Consider the following 19,110-nt stretch of genomic DNA (forward strand, 5'->3'; position numbering starts at 1 on the left):
CGCGGGGATAGCCTGTTTTAGCTTTGCCCTGAAGGGCAATCGAGCAGGAAGCCCCCACTTCAAAATCTGTAAGATTTAAGTGGCGGGAGCATGTCACGAGATTTCTGCTGTTAGAATATGCTGCAAATCTCAAATGGTGTATGCGCTAACTGTTGTCATGCATAAAAATATGTGTTAAAATAACCACCGAAACTGGTTCGAAACCCTCCCAGTATAAAAAACTAGGCAAAGTAAAAAATATTGCGGTCGCTTATGAGTTATCATAAGCGGTCTGTTTGCTGATGCTTTTGTTTATTGAGGGATAAACAAAAGTATTTTTTTTGCTTTGACAGAAAGGAATTAAATGAAAAAAAGAAAAGTAATTATTGATTGTGATCCGGGGATTGATGACAGTCTTGCGATTATGCTTGCACTGAAATCACCGGAGATCGAAGTGATCGGAATCACCATTGTGTGTGGAAATTCACCGGTGGAGATGGGATTTGGAAATGCAAAGAAAATCCTGAAGCAGATGAATCGTCTGGATGTTCCTGTGTACATTGGGGAAAGCACTCCCTTAAGGCGGGATTACGTGAATGCTCTGGATACTCACGGAGAAGACGGGCTTGGAGAGAGCTTTCTGCCTGAAGTAACCGGTTATCAGCAGCAGATCAGTGCTGTGGATTTTCTGGCTGATGTACTGAAAAAAGAGAAAGTATCCATAATCGAACTGGCACCTATGACCAATCTTGCCAGACTGATCCAGAAAGATAAAGAAGCATTTTCCTGTATTGAGGAAATTGTTTCCATGGGCGGCAGCTTTAAAAGTCATGGAAACTGTTCACCTGTTGCAGAATACAATTACTGGTGTGACCCGGATGGGGCTTCACTGGTATATGAGACACTCCATCAGAATGGCCAGAAAATCCATATGGTCGGGCTGGATGTGACGAGAAAGATTGTGCTCACGCCTGATCTGCTGGAGTATATGTGCCGTCTGAACAAAGAAACAGGGGAATTTGTAAAGAAGATTACGAAATTTTATTTTGATTTTCATTGGGAATGGGAGCATATCATTGGCTGTGTGATCAATGATCCCCTGGCAGTGGCATATTTTATCAATCCGGAACTCTGCAAAGGCTTTGATTCCTATGTACAGATTGAAACAGAGGGGATTTCTCTTGGGCAGTCTGTTGTGGACGCTATGAATTTCTATCGGAAAGCATCGAATGCGAGGGTGCTGACTGAGGTAGATGTGTATGGATTCTTTCAGATGTTTCTTTCAAGGATCCTTGATCAGGAACCGGAAAAACTGGATATTTTACAAGATTTAATACGAGGAGATTTAAAATGAAAACTGAAAAAATAAGTGTACAGAAAATCTGTATGATTGCTTTTGCTATCTGCATTAATTTTGTGGGAGGACAGATTGCTTTATTTCTGAAACTTCCTATTTATCTGGACAGTATCGGAACCGTATTTGTGGCTGCTGTTCTGGGTCCTTTTTATGGAATGTTGCCTAATCTGCTCAGCGGCCTGCTGATGGGAATGACTGTAGATATTTATTCCCTGTATTACGCTCCGGTAGGGATTCTTCTTGGTTTTGTGACAGGTCTTGTGTACAGAAAATTCCAGCCGAAAAAGTGGCAGATATTTCCGGCTGCTCTTGTGATCACACTTCCATCTACCATAATCAGTTCCTGTATTACGGCGTTTTTATTTGGAGGAATCACTTCTTCCGGATCCACCGTTCTTGTACAGCTTCTGGCAAAAACACCTCTTGGAATGGTAGGAAGCTGCTTTGTGGTTCAGTTTATCACAGATTACATTGACAGGGTTCTGTGTATTGCAGTAGCAGCAGTTCTTATTACAGCGCTGCGTAAAAGTATGAAGGAGAATTTTGCCTGATGAAAGTTCTGATCACAGGCGCAGCATCCGGGATCGGGAAAGGCTGTGCAGAATTGTTCCTGAAAGAAAATCATGAAGTCTATGGATTTGATAAAAATATATCCTCAATCCAACATCCGAAATATACGCATTTCTGTCTGGATATCAGAGACAAAAACTCTTATCCGGAAATCGGACCGGTAGATATTCTGATCAATAATGCAGGTGTCCAGAATGGCGATGATATTGATGTAAATCTGAAAGGGACGATTTCTGTTACAGAACATTACGGCATTCATCCAAATATTTATTCTGTTATTATGATTGGATCAGCAAGCGGACATACAGGGTCTGAATTTCCGGAGTATGCGGCAAGCAAAGGAGGAGTCCTTGCCTACACGAAAAACGTGGCCATGAGGATAGCTCCTTATCAGGCTACATGCAACAGCCTGGATTTCGGTGGGGTAATGACTGAACTGAACCGGCCGGTGATGGAGGATAAAAAGCTCTGGAATCAGATCATGGAACTCACACCTCTGAAACGATGGATGTCTGTGGAAGAGGCAGCAGAGTGGATTTACTTTATGGCGGTAAAAAACCGTTTCTGTACAGGCCAGAACATTCTCATTGACGGTCTGGAGGCCGGAAACTGCAATTTTATCTGGCCATAGAGTGGGTCTGAAAAATCATTCCTGCAATCTGCTGTTATTTTGTGCCCGAATATGATAAAATGAGAAAATAATGATAAAGATATTTCAAAGATAGAGAAAGTATTTAACAGGAGGCGCAAAAATTATGGATATCAAAGAACAGATTCATGGATTAACAGAGGAGATGCTTACCAATTTGGGAAGGCTGGTTGCCATTGATTCTCAGCTTGGCACTCCCGCAGAGGGGAAACCTTTTGGAGAAGGACCTGCCAAAGCACTGGAAGAAGGTCTTAAGATTGCACAGGAGCTTGGATTTAAGACAGTCAATCTGGATAATTACTGTGGTTATGCAGAGATGGGCGAGGGTGATGAGATTGTTGGTATTGCCGGACATCTGGATATCGTACCTGTAGGCGGCGACTGGAGTTATGATCCGTTTAAACTGACACGTGAGGGTGATTATGTTTACGGTCGTGGAACAACAGATGATAAGGGACCTGTTCTGGAAGCTCTTTATGCAATGAAGCTTCTCCGCGATTCAGGTGTGAAGCTGAACAAGAGAGTACGTCTCATTATGGGATGTAATGAGGAAACAGGTTCCAAATGTATGGAACATTATAATGAAGTGGCAGAAGAATTATCCTGCGGCTTTACCCCGGATGCCAGTTTTCCATGTATTCATGGCGAAAAGGGGCTTCTGCAGATGATGGCTTATTCCAAGAACACGAAAATCATCTCTGCAGATGGAGGGTTTGTCTTTAACGCAGTATGCGATTACTCCACAATAGTTGTTCCTGCCGAAGAAGGACTGAAGGAGAGACTGGAAGCTGTACTTGCAGAGACAAAGCTTCAGGAATATAAGGTAACAGAGGGAAATGGACAGATCAGTATTTATGCAAAGGGAGTTCCGGCACATGCCAGCACTCCGACTCTTGGGGTCAATGCAATAGGTGTTACTTTTGAATGTCTGGAGAAAGCAGGATTTAAGGACGATTTTGTGGAATTCTATAATACACATATCGGCACATCCTGCGATGGTGAAGGCATTGGACTGAAATTTGCAGATGAGTATGGCGAACTTACTCTTTGCAACGGTATGATCAAAACAGAGAATGATGTGATCTCCTGTACAATTGATATCAGAGTACCTGTAACATTGAAAGCAGATGAAGTCCGCAGGATGTGTGAGAGCAGACTTGAGGATGAGAATGGACGTATAGAGATTCTGGGAATTGGTGATGCCTTATTCTTCCCAAGAGAATCCCCACTGGTAAATGCTTTATACAAAGCTTACACAGATGTAACAGGTGATACAGAGAACAAACCAATGGTAATCGGCGGTGGCACTTATGCAAAATCTCTTAAAAATATCATTGCATTTGGACCTGAAAAGCCGGGAATCGATTATCGTATCCACAGTGCAGATGAATTTATCCTCGTATCCGGCATGGAAGAGGCAGTTCTGGTCTATATGGAAGCAATTAAGAATCTTCTGGCAATCTGATGAAAAATGATGGAGCAGCTATTAAATGGAGAGCAGAACATGAAGGCAGCAGTATTTTTCCCGGGTATCGGGTATCATTGTGACAGGCCGCTTTTATATTATTCACGAAAGCTGGCGCAGGAATGCGGCTATGAAGAAACAATTGCATTAAGCTATACTTATGATGGCGGAAATATCCGGGGAAATGAAGAAAAAATGCAGCAGGCATTCGAAAGCCTTTATGAACAGGCAGAGAAAAGTCTTTCTGCCATTGACTTTGACAAATATGATGAAATATTATTTGTCGCAAAAAGCGTAGGCACGATCATAGCATCCGCATATGCAGAGAAACACAGTATCAGATGTCGGCAGATACTATACACACCATTGAAATACACATATAATTTTGCTCACAGAGATGCCATTGCCTTTATCGGAACTTCAGATCCATGGAGTATTGTTCCTGAAGTACAGGCTTTTTCTCAAAAACAGCAGGTGCCAATGTATACTTATGAAAATGCAAACCATTCACTGGAAACAACAGATACACTGGAAAACCTGAAAATTCTCCAGGATGTTATGGGGAAAACCAAGGGATTTTTGGAGCGGAAATAAGAAAAAGCATATAATCATATTGAGTAGATATGGGTGAAGAAGTGTCAAGAAACTATTTCTTGACACTTCTTTTTGCTCCATGCTATACTCAATTACACAAACTGTTATATGTGAAAGTGGTTTCCATAATGTCTTTTTAGGTGGTGATGTGAATATGAACTTTCAAGATCAGATACAGCAGATTTTTGGAACAACAGATATTCATGAACTGAAGCAGATATCCAGAGATGCCGACAATTACCGAGGTTTGAATGCTGATATGAATAACAGCATTATTTCTGAAAAGAAAAAAAATACCGGAAGGAAAAATTCGTTTACAGAAGAACAGCTGGCACATATTTTGGCACTGCAGGACCGGGGAGAAAAAATTACAGATATTGCCAGACAGTATCACGTTTCCCGTCAGACGATTTACAGTCAGATAAAGCGAGCCTATAATTTTTCTGATGATCCGGATGTGAAAATGCGTATGAATTTCATGAATCATGATGATCTGTGTACAACGATAGATATTGATTTCAGGCATGAAAAAATTAAGATTAAAAACTATACAGATCAGATTATTTTCCGGGCATTTGGAGTTGTAACTGATCCGGATTGGGCTGATTTTGAATATTTTCTGGAAGAACGCTGTTTTCCCAGAACACGCGATCACAGGAAAGATATTCTGAGAGAGATGGGGCTTCCATTTTATGATCCGTTATTAATTATTGAAAAAACACAGGGGCGCATGTCAGATGATCATCAATGGATTATGATTCTGAAAAAGGAGGGCTGATCAAAAATGGAAATTCGCAATTTTGATGCATATTCTCCCTTGCATAAGAGCGGTCATACTTCCAAGGGAGATCAGCTCAAATGGAAAATTGATGACAGGTGGTATAAGGCTGATTATATGGGATATGAAGGTTTATCTGAAGTTCTTGTATCTGACCTTTTGCAGAAGAGTACCTGTCCTTTCCCTTTTGTTGAGTATGAAGCAGCTGTAATTGAGTATAATGGGAAAATATTTCAGGGCTGTTCCAGTTTGGATTTTCTGAAAGCAAATCAGATTCTGATTCCGCTGGAAAAATTGTATCGTCGATATACAGGTGAAAGTCTGGCAGTAAAGCTCTCAGATTTTGCGGATGTTTCAGAACGCATTCAGTACCTGGTAACTCAGGTGGAAGAAATTACTAAAATAGATAATTTTGGAGCGTATCTGACTGCAATGCTGGAAATAGATGCGTTTTTCATGAATGAGGACAGACATACCAACAATATTGCGGTCATTTATAATGAAAAAACACAAAAATATGAACTGAGTCCTTTTTTTGATCAGGGACTTTGTATGTTTGCCGACATAAATCAGGATTATCCTATTGATCAGTCATTGGAATATTGTCTGGAAAAAATTGAGGCGAAGCCATTTAGCTCGGATTTTGATATACAGTTGGATGCAGCAGAAGAACTGTATGGCATTCAGATTGGTTTCCAATTTACATTCAAAGATATTCAGATATACTTACAGAAGAATTCGGAAAATTATCCTAGGGAAGTAATAAGACGCGTGGAGCAGCTGTTAAGAAGACAGATGCGTAAGTATGGGTATCTGATGAAAAAATGATATTACAGAGAGAACGTGAAGTTACAGGCAGGTAAAGGATAAAAAAGTCACTTACCTGCCTTTTCTGGTAAACTTTTTGTAACGGCTGTGAGTCGGAGACTGTCAAATCAGTCAATGATACTATACTGCATCATTTCATAATGTAATCTGCATCCTTCTGTGATGTCAAAGGGCAGAAGTGCCCGCGCTACGAGCTTTAATTCCTCTTCAGGCAGATCCGTTCTGCGAAGATGTGCATAGTCACCGTCAATAGATTCTACAATATAATCACAAACTAACATAAAAATCCTCCACTTTATATTTTGCGTAACGCAATGATCATATCTATAGAATACCACAGAGAAAACGGGTATCACAAGTGCCTTCAGATTATATAGACATAAAAAGAGGGCAGTGTTATAATTTTTCCTAAAGAAAATGCATATGGGAGGTATCACAATGTCTAAAGTTGTAAAGCTTTCATCCGTAATGGAACGGGAAGAAAAATTAAAGGAAATCTATGAAGGTCTGGAAGAGATAAAAGATCAGCTGACAGCACTGATTGATGAGTATGAAGAAGAGGAGACACATACAGGAAAAGCAGATGAACTGATCGAAGCCCTGGATGCTCTTGAGGATGCTTCGGAAACCATAGAGGATGTGCTGGAAAATTAATGAAGGAGAAAGCATATTTTCACCTGCCCGGGCTGTTTGAGTTTTATGAACTGTATCGGATGTTTTTGCCATTATATCGGGAACACAGGGAATATTTTTACGACTGGTGTGAAATAGGCTCCATATATGGTGCTTCGGCAGACTGTATCTGGGGTGGAGGCAGGGCTGGCTTCGGAGAGAATGACCCGGAGGAGGTTCTTGAACTGATGCAGGAATATGGGATTTCTGCCCGACTGACTTTCAGCAATTCCCTGCTTCGTCAGGAGCACCTTTCAGACAGAAAATGCAATGCACTGTGCCGGTTGTTTGAGAGAAACAGAGAACCGCGAAACGGTGTGATCATTTATTCAGAACTGCTTTTGGAACATCTTAAGGAGCAGTATCCGGGACTCTATTTTGTTTCCTCCACTACCAAGGTTCTGACAGATTTTACACAGCTTGAGGAAGAAATCAGGAGAAAAGATTTCCATTATGTTGTGCCGGATTTCCGGCTAAACAAGGCTTTTGATAAGTTAAATACATTGTCTCAGGCTGAGAAGGACAAAGTAGAATTTCTCTGCAATGAATGCTGCTGGGCTGGATGCAGGGACAGAAAAGCCTGCTATGAAACGGTCAGCCGCAAGAATCTGGGTGAAAACTGCCCGGAGCATTACTGCAAGGCACCAGAAGGAGAGAGGGGATATCTTTTTTCAAAAGCTATGGAGAATCCGGGATTTATTGGAATCAATGATATCCGGGATATCTATCTGCCAATGGGATTTTCAAATTTTAAAATAGAAGGAAGAGGACTCGGAAGTGCTCTGCTACTGGAATTTCTGCTCTATTACATGACCAGACCGGAATACCAGATACATGTCAGAGAAAAAATCTATCTGGACAGTATGCTGGATCTGTTTTGAGAGATTTATACCACCGCATTGTGTTACTATATGACAATGCGGTGGTTTTTCTGTCCGAAAAAGTATGTAGATACCAGAACTCGGTTGCCATAGCAGTGAAGTTGTCAAAATTATTCCGGAAACAGTTGACATAGTATACAGGTTCCTTTATTATATAGATAACCGATATATAGACAACCTATACAATGGGAGGTGAATACTATGGCTATTGAAAAATCACTGGTTTCCGGGAGTATGACAATGCTTATACTGAAATTGCTATCAGAAAAGGATATGTATGGATATGAGATGATCGATACCCTGCGACAGAAATCTCAGAACGTGTTTGAACTGAAAGCAGGAACTCTGTATCCCTTACTGCACAGTCTGGAGGATAAGGGATTTCTGACAGTATACGAACAGGAGGCAGCCGGAAAGACCAGAAAGTATTACAGCCTGACCAGACAGGGAAGGGGATTTCTGGAAAAGAAAGTTGAGGAATGGAAAGAGTATTCTGCAGCAGTGACCAACGTGCTTGTAATGGAGGTGTGATCTATGGACGAATATCTGAAAACATTACTGGAACAGATTCGCTGTAAAAAAGCGCGGCCTTATGTAAAACAGGAATTTCAGGATCATATAGAAGATCAGATCGAGGCAAATATGCAGGCAGGCATGGATCGTGAACAGGCAGAGAGGGAAGCTGTCCGGGATATGGGAGATCCTGTGGAAACAGGAATCTCTCTTGACAGTGTCCACAGGCCTCAGGTTGCATGGAAACTTCTGGGAATAATCGTTCTTATCAGCATTGCAGGCGTTTTGATACATGCAGGGATTGCCGGAAAAATCAGTGAGAACGCTGCGGCCGGTTCGGACAGATATGTGTTCCATGTTGTGATCGGACTTGCAGTTATGATGATTTTATATCTTCTGGATTACACTGTACTGGCAAGATCTTCGAAAATAATTGCTGTCATTTTACTGTTTTCCTGTCTGGTTACCTTGTTGGGTGGCTATCAGTTAAATGGGGCAAGATGCTTCATTGTACTGCCGGGAGGAAGAGGAATATCCATGCAGACTCTGATGCTGTTTTATGTTCCCATATATGGAGCAATTTTGTATAAATATCATGGATGGGGATATAAGGGCTTGATGAGAGCAATCATATGGATGATTGCACCTGTTATATTGGTCTGTGCCATGCCTGCGCTTATGACGGCTTGTATGATGCTGGTATCTATGCTGGTTATGCTGACAATCGCAATTCAAAAGAACTGGTTTACTGTGAGAAAAAAGAAAGCCATCTGCGGAATCTGGGCTGGTTTTCTGGCTATGCCTGTGGCAGCTTTTCTGATCAGGTATCTGAGCAGCAGCCTGACAGAATATCAGATTGCACGTTTACAGGCTATTTTTTCAGGTGGTGGAGAGGAAGATTATTTCACCGGAATGCTACATTCATTCTGGCAGCAGAATAAATGGATAGGGAAAAGTGAATCAGATGTAATGGGAAATCTGCCGGCTTTTAATGCGGATTATATTTTGACCTATCTGTCATCTGTATATGGAACAATTGCAGCCGTGCTTTTATGCTGTGTTCTGGCAGTTTTGATTTTCGCAGTTTTTAACACTGCCATGAGACAGAAGAATCAGCTCGGTATGATGATGGGATGTGGATGCGGAATTGTATTCCTTATAAACTTTTTCATAAATATCCTGGAAAATCTGGGTGTATTTCCACAATCAGTAACATTTCTTCCCTTTTTATCAGCGGGAGGAAGTTGCATTATAGTTTCCTATGGACTGATGGGGATTGTACTGAGTACATACAGATATAAAAATATCTATCCACGACACTTGAAAATAGGTTTCAAATTCGATAAAACCAAAGCAAAAAAAGCTCTGTATGTCTCAAAAATGTCCATGTGCGTATTGACAGGAGGCACTGTTGCTGTTATGTGCGTTGCCATATATTGGGATTTGTGTAAGAGTTATATGAATATTCCGTTTAAAATCGTAACCATTGTACTGACATTGCTTCTGGTTGGAAATATGAGAAAGATTGTGCAGCACAATGAAATGAACAGATAGAAAATGTAAGAAACTGTATTAAGAAAGATACCGCCATATTGATTGTGATAAGTCAATATGGCGGTACTTTTATCCATTAATTGTCAGGAGTGATTGTCTTGCGGTATTTTTCACGTTTATCTGCCGGAACTTCCAGGGCGTTCATTGCCTGGTCAATGGTCAGGTTCATATTTTTCATAAGTTTTTTGATGGAGTCGGTTTCTTTGAGTTCCATGCCCTCATCCATTAACATCTGTCCAAGTCTGGTCATGCGCATTACCTCCTTAATTTCGTCTAACTCAGTTCTGTCTAAGAACTTGTCAGCCAGTGTATACAACATCGCAGTTGTCTTTTCAGCATTCAGCTCAATATTGGGCTTTGCCAGACAAATTGCTTCTTTAAACATATCCTTGCGGCTCATTTTTCCGGACATCAATGGTGTCAGGGAAAGAGCAGCGTAATCATCTTCAGTAAAAGCTTCACCGTTATCCTGCTTCTGCTTTAATTATTAAGCTATAAATGAGCAAATTTGAAAAAATGCACAAAACTATCCTGCTAATTTCATAAACGCTTCAAAATCGACACAGGATTTTGCACATTGAAACAAATATTGATACTTTTCCTGCTGAATGGTACTGCGAATCAGTTGATATCCTTCCTGGAAAGACTGATATTGCCCAGTGCTTATAACACAGATATAATGTGCCATTGACATCAACAGCCAGTACCTCTGGATTCCTTTCGAGGAACGTATCTGATAGGTATCCAACGCCAGACGGGTTTTACATTGTCTGAAAAATACCCCTATTGTCCACCGGCACACATAATATTTTCGGTTTTTGACTGTCACAGGGTCAAATCCTTTCTCTGTTACCGATAATTCAGCAGCAAGTTCGCTGAGCTTCTTTTTCATTCCTGACGGGTACAGCAGGCGGTTTGTTTTTAAAGCTCCAATGGTATGGAACCCCTTCTGTACAAATGTGTTGATTATTTTTTCAGAAACATACCAGCAGTCACAAAGGAAATATGACATGACTGGAGGTTCTGGCAGTTCCTTTGCAATGTTCTGCACAATATCAATCTTGGAAATGGATTTATTGTACAGTACAAAAGCATAGTTCAGGACAATGCCATTGCACGAAAGCATAACAGCAACTGCCTGATGGTCATAATCCTGTTTTCTCTTTAAATGGGACTGGTGGAAATACGCATCTTCAATTGGATGCATAGCCTGTGACGAAGGCTTTGTCTTTGAAGCTATGGTATCATCCACAATACAGAAAACAGGTTTTCCGGTGCGCTGTGCTTCTGAATAAATAATTTCAACTACGGAGGATTTTAAAGTATTTTCAAGTAAGGTATCATCCCATTTCCCAGAATTGAGGAAATGTGCGATGGTAGTTCTGGGGCAGGAACTGTTTTGTGAAAAGTCGGTAGTCTTTCCGTGGTAACCTGAGATAAAGATACTGATCAGGATACTCATGAGATGACCGATCACTCTGTTCGAAAAAGATTTGCATAAATTTAATTTCTTAAGCTGGTTGTATATGAATGTAGAATAATGTATAGTATTTGTGAGAGGCACCTTCTTTCGTAAATGTTGCAATGTTTGTTTGGTCACTTTCATTATACAACACAAACGATTTAAGGTGTCTTTCTTTTTATGCAAAATCACGAACTTGCTCATTTATAGTTATATTCTTGCTAACATACTTCTAAAGATGAAGTTTATGAAAAATTGAAAGGAGTAGCTTGCATGGATAAAAATAATAGAGTAATATACGGAATAGCAGGAGATGGAGAAATAATGCGAGTAGTAATATGCGATGATGAGAAAGTAACTTGTTCAGAGATAGAGAAAATGCTTAGTTTTTTTGCGTTCGAAAAATGTATAAAGTTGGAAGTGGACGTGTTTTTTGATGGAGATACTTTGACAGAATATTTGAAAAAAGAAAAAGCTCCAGACATTCTTTTTTTAGATATTGAACTTCCGGGAATGAATGGGGTTGAGGTCGGAAAATATATCAGGGATATATTGAGGAATACAGATATGTTTATGATATATATATCTTCTAAAAAGGAATATGCTTTAGAACTGTTTCAAAACCAGCCATTTGATTTTCTGATAAAACCAATAAAAAAAGAACGGCTGTATCATGTTATGGAGAAAATATTTAGTATTATTGGAAAAAATGAGTGCAATTTTGAGTATAAAAATCAAGGAAATAGTTACAGAATTATGTACAAAGATATTTTGTATTTTCAAAGTGATGGAAGAAAAATTAATATTGTAATGGAAAAGAAAATAGAAAGTTTTTATGGTAAGTTATCTGAGATTGAACAGATGTGTCCAGAGGGGTTGTTTTTGCGTATTCACAAATCATATTTGATCAATATGTGCCATGCGAAAGAAATTACTTATAAATGGATAAAAATGATAAACGGAGATGTGTTGGATATTAGCAGATCGAACCGTGTGGCTATAAGAAGAAAACTAATGGAGAGTATGGCAAATGAAATTCGTAATGATAGCTGAACTGTTGCTTATATTGTTTTCAAATGGAATTCGATTTTATGCAGTTAAAAGGTACATAGATTTTTTTGCTGCCAGAGAAAAATGTCTATGGAAATATAATTGGATTCTATATACTTTTGCATGTATTGGGACTTATATTGTTAGTATTATATTTGAATCGCCAAATTTGAATATAATTTCGAATGTCATTGCTTTATTTCTACTGGCATGCCCGTATAAGATAAAGCTGTCTAAAAAATTCCTAATGACATTTATTATATATTCTATTAATTTACTAGCAGATATTATAGTTGTTCAACTGTTGGCAGGATATGTTCCCGGACAAAGAGTAGGCTCAGCTTATCAATTTATAACTAGCTTGGCGATTTTAATTCCAACTGCTTTTTTTTCAGAATTTACAAAGAAAAAAACGCAGGATTCTCTACCACTTATGAATGTATTCATATTGGGTATGATTCCCTTGGTTAGCATTGTTTGTATGCACAGCATTGCAACTTTAACAGAAAATAACAAACCTGTAGTTCTTACAGTAGCATTCAGTTTGATACTCATCAATTCATTTTTGTTTTATTTATATTACACATTAACCCAATTTTATGTGGCGAAAATGAATGAGAAGAAACTGGAGCAGATAATTGATGTATATGCACATCAGCTTGATGTGGTGCAGGAATCTCAGGAGCATATTAAAAAATTGCGTCACGATATGAAGCATCATTTAATAGAATTATCTGCTATGGCACAGCAGGATAAGAATAAGGATATGATGAGATATTTAGAACACATGGAAAAATTTATGTTAAATCCAGCAGAAAAAGTTTCGACAGGGAATAAAGAAATTGATGGGGTTTTAAATTACATGCTCAGGCGTGCGGATGAATTATTGAAAATTGTGAATCTGGATATTCAGATTCCAAAATCACTATACAGAAATAATTTTAATATTTGTGTGATTTTAGGAAATTTGGTAGATAATGCGGTCAGGGAATCGAGTAAATCTGATGAAAAGTATTTATCCATTAGTGTGCGTGTGCAAAAAGATATCCTGATTATTTTGATAGAAAATAGTTATAGTGGTTCAATTGTGCAAAAAGGTAATATATTTCAAACCAGCCAAATTGATACATCTATTCACGGGTTAGGTTTGGAAAGTGTGAAACAGGTAGTAGAAGCATGTGGTGGAGATATAAAGATTGAATATACGGAAAAACGATTTTGGGTACAGGTTTTATTATATTTGTCAAATATTGTAGAGAACTAAAAAGAGCCACTTGGCTCTTTTTTAGTTCCAATTTTGACAAAAAAATATACAGTTTTTGACAATAAAAGGCATATGAAGAGAATTTATGGTATGTTATAAAAAATATATGTTTAGGAGGATGTAACATGAAAAAAGATATTTTGAAATTGGGTATGAAAATAGTAAAAAATACTGCTATAAAGTTAGCAGAGCGTGATGCAAATACAACATGTCCGTATTACGGTTATCAGGCAGAACTTCCATGTGCCGTCAAAAAGCTGAAAAAACCGTGATTTTGTAAATTGGTTGATTTTTTAAAGAAAATATGGAAGTATATAGTTCCTTTTAGGAACAATAAAAGTAATCAGGTTGCCATAGACTATAGAGTTTTCTTATGAAAACATAGTAGTTTGTGGCAACTGTGTTTTTGAAGAAAATGAGGTTTTTAATGGAAAAGCATAGAAAAAAATTCTCAATACGATTGATAGAAAAAATTGGACATGATGAGGAAGAACGAGAAATTATCCAATATGGATTGCATCAGGGGTTTCTGATATTACTTAATTTATTGACAACAGTAGTTTGTGGAATACTCTGGAAAGAACTGCCTTTTGTATTATTGGTATTTTGGGGGATATTTTTTTTGAGACCTTATGCTGGAGGATATCATGCAGATACAGAATTACGTTGTTATTTTCTATCGACAGCAATGATGAACATGGTTGTCTTTTTGAAAAAAACAATAGTTTTATCAAATATAATGTTTATAATAATATGGATTATTACTGTTATATTTATTTGGATATATGCCCCAGTAGAAAATACTATTCATTGTTTAGACGAAGATGCACGCAAAAAGTATGCGAATAATACAAAGAAAATTTTGTTATGTAATGGAATCGTAATGCTAGTGGGAATATGGGTAAACCAAAGAATTGTCGTAGATGCAATTATTTGGAGTCAAGTGATGATTGCGATTGCAATGATAGCTGGATTATGGAAATATAGTACCTAATAAATAATTTATATAGGAGAATAAAGAAAAAAGTGTGAATATACAAAAAGGCATTAGTCTTGACAGAAGTTCCATTTTTGACACAATTATATACAGTTTTTGGCAAGGTGCGTTTTAAGAGATAATTCTATGCTATAGTAAATTCAACAAACAAGTTGGTGCCAATGTTGTTTAATAACTGAAAAACTTTTTTAGAAAGGGGAAATGATTTATGAGAAAAATTATTAAAAGAACACTTTGCGTTTTAAGTGCAACAATGTGTGTGCTGGGGACAGCAGCTACAGCAAGTGCGGATACAGTTTCATTTAATGTGACGATTCCGGGTGATCCATACTCTTATGCAGTAAGGAAAGCGGATACAGAACAGAGATTCTATGTAACAGGAACATCGTTTAATAAAAGCGGTACATTGAGATGCAGATCTGGAAAAGCAGGACAGGGAACAAGCTCCAATTCGGCGTATATTTCTTCTGGTTCAAGAGCTTCCTCTGCCAGCTACACATCTTATGCAGCGCCTAATTATACATACGAGATGTATGCTACCAGTGGAACAAGTGGATTGAATGTTAGGGGACGTTTCACACCGTAAATAAAACTGTAGATGAAGGCGGAGAAATCCGCCTTCGTTTTTTCAAGGAGGACTATATGAGAAAAGGCTTGAGACAAGCAATGATAGTGCTGGGAATATGTATGTGTTTAGGGGGCTGTGAAAAAGAAACGGAGGCAAAAACAGAGCCGGAAGGAGAGACGGTACAGAGCGAAGACGGAGATTTTTTTCCGGAATCATATTCAGAGGAAACAGAGAAGGTGAAATTTGAGTGTGTAGTAAACGTTCCGGAGAAATTTGAAGTTACCAACTTCCACGCCCCTATTATAAAAGGTGTTTCTAACATTGATGCAGAAACAGCTTACAAAAAATATGTTGAGGGAAAAGTAGTTACAGAAGAATATCATGACGAACCAACTATTGAAAATGAAAAAGGAAATGATACGTATATATTGGAGGACGGAACAGTGATAGGGTTATCGGGAGTGTTTCTGTACAATACACCCGAATCCTCAATATACAGACAGGTAGTGAGAATGAGCGAACGCAGCGCTCCAAAAGATAATTTTAAATTTGCATCAGGAGACGATTGCACAGAACAGGTAAAAGAAGAATTAAGATCACTGGGCTGCCCTGTTGATGAATATCAGTTTGACTGGTTCTCTACCAGCGGAGAAGATTATGCAATATTGGAGAAGCGAGCTTTAGATGACGGAATGATTGACAGTCAAAGGGCAAAACAGGACGGCTGGACAGAAGCCAATAATTCTTATGAGATATATGGGTGGCAGCTTTATGAGGGACTGCAGGTTCTTCCGCCGTGGATAACAAGCGCGATGTCACGGGCGTTTGAAAGCTATCAGAAAGCGCCCATATCTGCTGTTTACACAAAACAGGGTATGTTGAGTCTGGCACTGACAGAAGCGCCATGTATATTTGAACATTCTGATGAAACCCTGGAGTTTCTGAAGTTCCCTGAAATTGCAGATATACTGGAAGAAAAATACAGTGCTTTATTAGACGATGCCGTTTATACGGTGACTTATGCAAAATTAGTCCTGCGGACTTATTTTGATGAGGGTCAGAAATTAGCGGCAGAGCCGGTCTGGTATTTTGAAGTAACAGACGGTACTTCTATGGAGGTTGCTTTGCTTAATGCGGTTACAGGAACTGAAATTTTCCTGAATTAGCAACGCTTGTCATACCAGATTTTGCCTGAGAAAGAGAGTGTGATAATTTTGCAGTGTTTTATAAATTACCTTCGGACAGATTTTCGCCGGCTTGGAAAAAGTTATCGATGGCTGGCTGGAATTGTTGGTGTAGTGGCAATCCTGTTTTTTTCTCTGGAAAGCGTGTTGTTTCAAAAAGGGCTTGAAAATGGAAACGTACTGTCTACCTATGTGTATTCTACAAATATGACAGGATTTCTGATTGCATATTCTTTCTGCGCTTTTCCATTTGCAGGGGTATATCCGGAAGAACAGGAGCATAAGTATATTCGTTACAATGTGATAAGAGGAAGCTTAAAGTCATATGTACTATCTAAAACAACCGTTATCTATATCAGTTCACTGAGCATTATGATATTGGGATCAGTTTTGTTTCTGTTTTTGTGCCGTACATATGTTCCGTGGACAGACTGGAGTATAGATTCGTATGGAATAGAATTAAACGGCTGTTATGGAAGCATTCTGGAAGAGGGACATGTAATTTTATACTGTACGCTGTACGCATTGAATCTGGGGCTTATTGCGGGGGCATTGTCGAATATGGCTGCCTTATGTTCTGTGTTTATATCAAATACTGTGCTGGTTCTTGTCTTTCCGGTACTGGCATTTCGCGTTCTGGTATCTGTGAATATAGCTGATTACAATATCTACGCTTTTTATGCGTATACGAAAATATTTGCAAGTGACGGAGTAAACCTTTTGTTTCTGACGGTTATATCAGTGGGCATTTCCGCTCTATCAGCCGCGGGGTGCTATTGGGGGCTGAAAAAGAAAATGTAGCGGAGGGAGGACTATATGAAAACATTAAAATACATAATGAAAACTTCTGCGCAAAAAATATTTAATGTTAAATTTGCGACTTTCTGCGCGGCGTTTTTAATCTTGTCGTGGACGTATGATCAGCCATATTTACAGTTTGTTAAGGAAAAAAATTATCCGATTTCATGGTGCATTTTTCCTTTTTATATGTCCTCATTTGGAATTTTATCTATTTTTTATGTAGGAATTGTTTATATTCATTCTGATGTTCCATTTATGCAGCATATTAATATGTATCAGGTAATCCGTACCGGGAGGGAACGCTGGGCACTCAGCCAGATTGCCGGTATCCTGATAAGGTCTTTTTTTGCAGTTATCCTGTCTGCAATCGCAGCTGTTCTTCCGTTTTGGGGACATATAGAATTTTCGACAGACTGGGGAAAAGTTATAAAAACGCTCGCTTCGCAAAGAGCAGATGAGGGATTTGGATTTGGAATGGGGCAAATGCTTGATTTTCGCTTCCATTATGGGATTCTTGGGAAATTTACGCCGGTACAGCTTATGATAATTACTGTCCTGATATGTACATTGATATGTACGTTTCTTGGCATTTTGATGTTTCTTATCAGTTTGTATGCCGGTAAAATCCTTGCAGTCGCAGTGACAATGATGAGTGTGGTTGCATTATTTATTGTGGAGAATATATATGGGGAATGGAAACTGATTGTGGCGCATGTTGTACCTACATACTGGGCGGAGGTGGCATTAAGCGCGACGCCTGTCAGCGGACGTTATCGAATCCCTTCCCTGACATATATTTTTACATTTTTAATTGTTGCGGTTGTTTTCATGTCTGTGATAATTTTCTGTAAAGTAAAACATACAGAGTTTCACTGGGAAAATGAGGACGCGTAGCTTACAGACAGGAGGACAGGACAGATGGAAAAACAGAGGATTGAAGTAAATCATGTATTTAAAAGCTTTAAGGAAAAAGAAGTGTTAAAAGATGTATCGCTGACCTGTGAAAGCGGAAAAATATACGGAATCGTAGGACATAACGGGTCTGGCAAAACCGTACTTTTCAAATGTATCTGCGGATTTTTTTACTGTGACAGAGGAGAAATCAGAGTAAATGGGAAATGTATGGGGAAAGATGCCGACATGCTGCAGAATGCCGGAATTATTATAGAAGAACCGGGTTTTTTGCGCCAGTGGAGCGGGTTTCATAATCTGGAATTTCTGTATACAATCCGAAATAAACTGAATAAAAAATACATGTATTCCGTTCTGGAAAAGGTGGGACTTGAACCACGTTCAAAAATTCCTGTAGGAAAATATTCTCTTGGTATGCGGCAGCGTTTAGCAATCGGTCAGGCGATTATGGAAAATCCAGATATTTTAATACTGGATGAACCTATGAACGGTTTAGATAAAAATGGGGTACAGGAAATGAGGGGACTGTTTGAGCAGATGAAAAACGAGGGAAAACTGATTATCCTGGCAAGCCATAATAGAGAGGATATTGATGTGTTGTGTGATGAAGTATATGAAATGGAAAATGGTATATTGAAAAAACGAAGATAATTAAAAGATATAGTTGGAGGTTAGTATGATAATACCATATGAAACTTTTAAGGAAAACAAAAGATTTAAAGAAAGTATAGATAATGCCCAGAATGAGACAGATATATTGTTGTATAATGCGGCTAAAGAATATAGTAATAGTGTGAGGAAAAGGGCAAAAGCGGTAACGGATATAATCATGGAACGAATTGAAAAAGAGATCAAGAACAGTTAAACAAAATAAGTGGCATCTGTCAAAATGATACCATTATATATCCTTGCGGGTCATTTTTCCGGACATCAATGGTGTCAGGGAAAGAGCTGAGTAATCATCTTCCGTAAAAGCTGGTAGTGTAAAATAGTTTGTGTTTTTGGTAAAAAATAACTCCTTTTTGGTAAGAA

At 38.7% G+C, this 19,110-nt stretch carries 24 protein-coding genes and 1 riboswitch; of the genes, 21 read left to right on the top strand and 3 right to left on the bottom strand.

Annotated features, from left to right (window positions below):
* Nucleotides 1–186 precede the first annotated feature (186 nt).
* Nucleotides 187–231, top strand: a riboswitch (PreQ1 riboswitch).
* 112 nt (nucleotides 232–343) lie between these two features.
* The 7 genes from LJE12_RS17250 to LJE12_RS17280 all read left to right on the top strand — a co-directional run bounded on the left by LJE12_RS17250 (nucleotide 344) and on the right by LJE12_RS17280 (nucleotide 6,220).
* A complete protein-coding gene (locus tag LJE12_RS17250) occupies nucleotides 344–1,333 on the top strand; it encodes a nucleoside hydrolase (protein ID WP_118340430.1) in 990 nt (329 codons plus the stop codon).
* Nucleotides 1,330–1,887 (top strand): ECF transporter S component, encoded by a 558-nt coding sequence (locus LJE12_RS17255; protein WP_008706068.1) that lies wholly within the window; start codon nucleotides 1,330–1,332, stop codon nucleotides 1,885–1,887. The genes LJE12_RS17250 and LJE12_RS17255 overlap by 4 nt, the downstream gene beginning before the upstream one ends.
* Nucleotides 1,887–2,537 carry an SDR family NAD(P)-dependent oxidoreductase gene (locus LJE12_RS17260; RefSeq protein ID WP_022379884.1) on the top strand — a complete coding sequence of 217 codons (651 nt, stop codon included), beginning with the start codon at nucleotides 1,887–1,889 and terminating at the stop codon, nucleotides 2,535–2,537. The genes LJE12_RS17255 and LJE12_RS17260 overlap by 1 nt, the downstream gene beginning before the upstream one ends.
* A gap of 124 nt (nucleotides 2,538–2,661) precedes the next feature.
* On the top strand, nucleotides 2,662–4,020 hold the full coding sequence (locus LJE12_RS17265) for a M20 family metallopeptidase (RefSeq protein WP_227226657.1): 1,359 nt from the start codon (nucleotides 2,662–2,664) through the stop codon (nucleotides 4,018–4,020).
* A gap of 39 nt (nucleotides 4,021–4,059) precedes the next feature.
* Complete coding sequence (locus tag LJE12_RS17270) at nucleotides 4,060–4,614, top strand: alpha/beta hydrolase (protein WP_227226658.1); 555 nt, start codon at nucleotides 4,060–4,062, stop codon at nucleotides 4,612–4,614.
* A 154-nt stretch (nucleotides 4,615–4,768) separates the two neighbouring features.
* Nucleotides 4,769–5,392: a helix-turn-helix domain-containing protein gene (locus LJE12_RS17275; protein ID WP_227226659.1), complete on the top strand. Its 624-nt coding sequence runs from the start codon at nucleotides 4,769–4,771 to the stop codon at nucleotides 5,390–5,392.
* Nucleotides 5,393–5,398: 6 nt separating this feature from the next.
* Entirely contained in the window at nucleotides 5,399–6,220 is an 822-nt protein-coding gene (locus LJE12_RS17280; protein WP_173702453.1) for a hypothetical protein, read from the top strand.
* 107 nt (nucleotides 6,221–6,327) lie between these two features.
* Here the strand turns inward: LJE12_RS17280 and LJE12_RS17285 are convergent, their stop codons facing one another.
* On the bottom strand, nucleotides 6,328–6,501 hold the full coding sequence (locus tag LJE12_RS17285) for a hypothetical protein (RefSeq protein WP_008706056.1): 174 nt from the start codon (nucleotides 6,499–6,501) through the stop codon (nucleotides 6,328–6,330).
* A gap of 157 nt (nucleotides 6,502–6,658) precedes the next feature.
* Between LJE12_RS17285 and LJE12_RS17290 the strand changes: the two genes are divergently transcribed.
* From LJE12_RS17290 to LJE12_RS17305, 4 genes are all read left to right on the top strand, one after another.
* A complete protein-coding gene (locus tag LJE12_RS17290) occupies nucleotides 6,659–6,874 on the top strand; it encodes a hypothetical protein (protein WP_022379879.1) in 216 nt (71 codons plus the stop codon).
* Nucleotides 6,874–7,773, top strand: a complete 900-nt coding sequence (locus LJE12_RS17295) for a hypothetical protein (RefSeq protein ID WP_227226660.1) — start codon at nucleotides 6,874–6,876, stop codon at nucleotides 7,771–7,773. The genes LJE12_RS17290 and LJE12_RS17295 overlap by 1 nt, the downstream gene beginning before the upstream one ends.
* A 201-nt stretch (nucleotides 7,774–7,974) precedes the next feature.
* On the top strand, nucleotides 7,975–8,304 hold the full coding sequence (locus tag LJE12_RS17300; RefSeq protein WP_019160773.1) for a PadR family transcriptional regulator: 330 nt from the start codon (nucleotides 7,975–7,977) through the stop codon (nucleotides 8,302–8,304).
* Nucleotides 8,305–8,307: 3 nt separating this feature from the next.
* Nucleotides 8,308–9,840: an FtsW/RodA/SpoVE family cell cycle protein gene (locus LJE12_RS17305; RefSeq protein ID WP_227226661.1), complete on the top strand. Its 1,533-nt coding sequence runs from the start codon at nucleotides 8,308–8,310 to the stop codon at nucleotides 9,838–9,840.
* Between the two features lie 76 nt (nucleotides 9,841–9,916).
* On the opposite strand, the gene LJE12_RS17310 is transcribed toward LJE12_RS17305, so the two are convergent.
* The gene (locus LJE12_RS17310; RefSeq protein ID WP_227226662.1) at nucleotides 9,917–10,225 is read right to left on the bottom strand and encodes a hypothetical protein; all 309 of its coding nucleotides are present in this window, start codon (nucleotides 10,223–10,225) and stop codon (nucleotides 9,917–9,919) included.
* Between the two features lie 141 nt (nucleotides 10,226–10,366).
* On the bottom strand, nucleotides 10,367–11,302 hold the full coding sequence (locus tag LJE12_RS17315; RefSeq protein WP_025580469.1) for a transposase: 936 nt from the start codon (nucleotides 11,300–11,302) through the stop codon (nucleotides 10,367–10,369).
* Between the two features lie 273 nt (nucleotides 11,303–11,575).
* Between LJE12_RS17315 and LJE12_RS17320 the strand changes: the two genes are divergently transcribed.
* From LJE12_RS17320 to LJE12_RS17365, 10 genes are all read left to right on the top strand, one after another.
* Nucleotides 11,576–12,355, top strand: coding sequence for a LytR/AlgR family response regulator transcription factor (locus LJE12_RS17320; RefSeq protein ID WP_025580467.1), 780 nt, complete (start codon nucleotides 11,576–11,578; stop codon nucleotides 12,353–12,355).
* Nucleotides 12,333–13,616: a sensor histidine kinase gene (locus LJE12_RS17325; protein ID WP_025580465.1), complete on the top strand. Its 1,284-nt coding sequence runs from the start codon at nucleotides 12,333–12,335 to the stop codon at nucleotides 13,614–13,616. Before LJE12_RS17320 ends, LJE12_RS17325 begins: the two co-directional genes overlap by 23 nt.
* Before the next feature lie 125 nt (nucleotides 13,617–13,741).
* On the top strand, nucleotides 13,742–13,888 hold the full coding sequence (locus LJE12_RS17330) for a cyclic lactone autoinducer peptide (RefSeq protein WP_081703307.1): 147 nt from the start codon (nucleotides 13,742–13,744) through the stop codon (nucleotides 13,886–13,888).
* A 155-nt stretch (nucleotides 13,889–14,043) separates the two neighbouring features.
* The gene (locus LJE12_RS17335) at nucleotides 14,044–14,610 is read left to right on the top strand and encodes an accessory gene regulator B family protein (RefSeq protein WP_025580464.1); all 567 of its coding nucleotides are present in this window, start codon (nucleotides 14,044–14,046) and stop codon (nucleotides 14,608–14,610) included.
* 211 nt (nucleotides 14,611–14,821) lie between these two features.
* Nucleotides 14,822–15,199 (top strand): hypothetical protein, encoded by a 378-nt coding sequence (locus LJE12_RS17340; protein ID WP_025580462.1) that lies wholly within the window; start codon nucleotides 14,822–14,824, stop codon nucleotides 15,197–15,199.
* A 56-nt stretch (nucleotides 15,200–15,255) separates the two neighbouring features.
* Nucleotides 15,256–16,347: a hypothetical protein gene (locus LJE12_RS17345; RefSeq protein WP_025580461.1), complete on the top strand. Its 1,092-nt coding sequence runs from the start codon at nucleotides 15,256–15,258 to the stop codon at nucleotides 16,345–16,347.
* 48 nt (nucleotides 16,348–16,395) lie between these two features.
* Nucleotides 16,396–17,166, top strand: coding sequence for a hypothetical protein (locus LJE12_RS17350; RefSeq protein ID WP_025580460.1), 771 nt, complete (start codon nucleotides 16,396–16,398; stop codon nucleotides 17,164–17,166).
* A 15-nt stretch (nucleotides 17,167–17,181) separates the two neighbouring features.
* Complete coding sequence (locus LJE12_RS17355) at nucleotides 17,182–18,060, top strand: hypothetical protein (RefSeq protein WP_025580458.1); 879 nt, start codon at nucleotides 17,182–17,184, stop codon at nucleotides 18,058–18,060.
* 24 nt (nucleotides 18,061–18,084) lie between these two features.
* Nucleotides 18,085–18,729: an ABC transporter ATP-binding protein gene (locus LJE12_RS17360; RefSeq protein ID WP_025580457.1), complete on the top strand. Its 645-nt coding sequence runs from the start codon at nucleotides 18,085–18,087 to the stop codon at nucleotides 18,727–18,729.
* 25 nt (nucleotides 18,730–18,754) lie between these two features.
* Complete coding sequence (locus LJE12_RS17365) at nucleotides 18,755–18,943, top strand: hypothetical protein (protein WP_119242516.1); 189 nt, start codon at nucleotides 18,755–18,757, stop codon at nucleotides 18,941–18,943.
* Nucleotides 18,944–19,110: the final 167 nt, after the last annotated feature.

Source organism: Blautia sp. DFI.6.71 (assembly GCF_020593585.1).
Taxonomy (GTDB): domain Bacteria; phylum Bacillota; class Clostridia; order Lachnospirales; family Lachnospiraceae; genus Blautia_A; species Blautia_A wexlerae.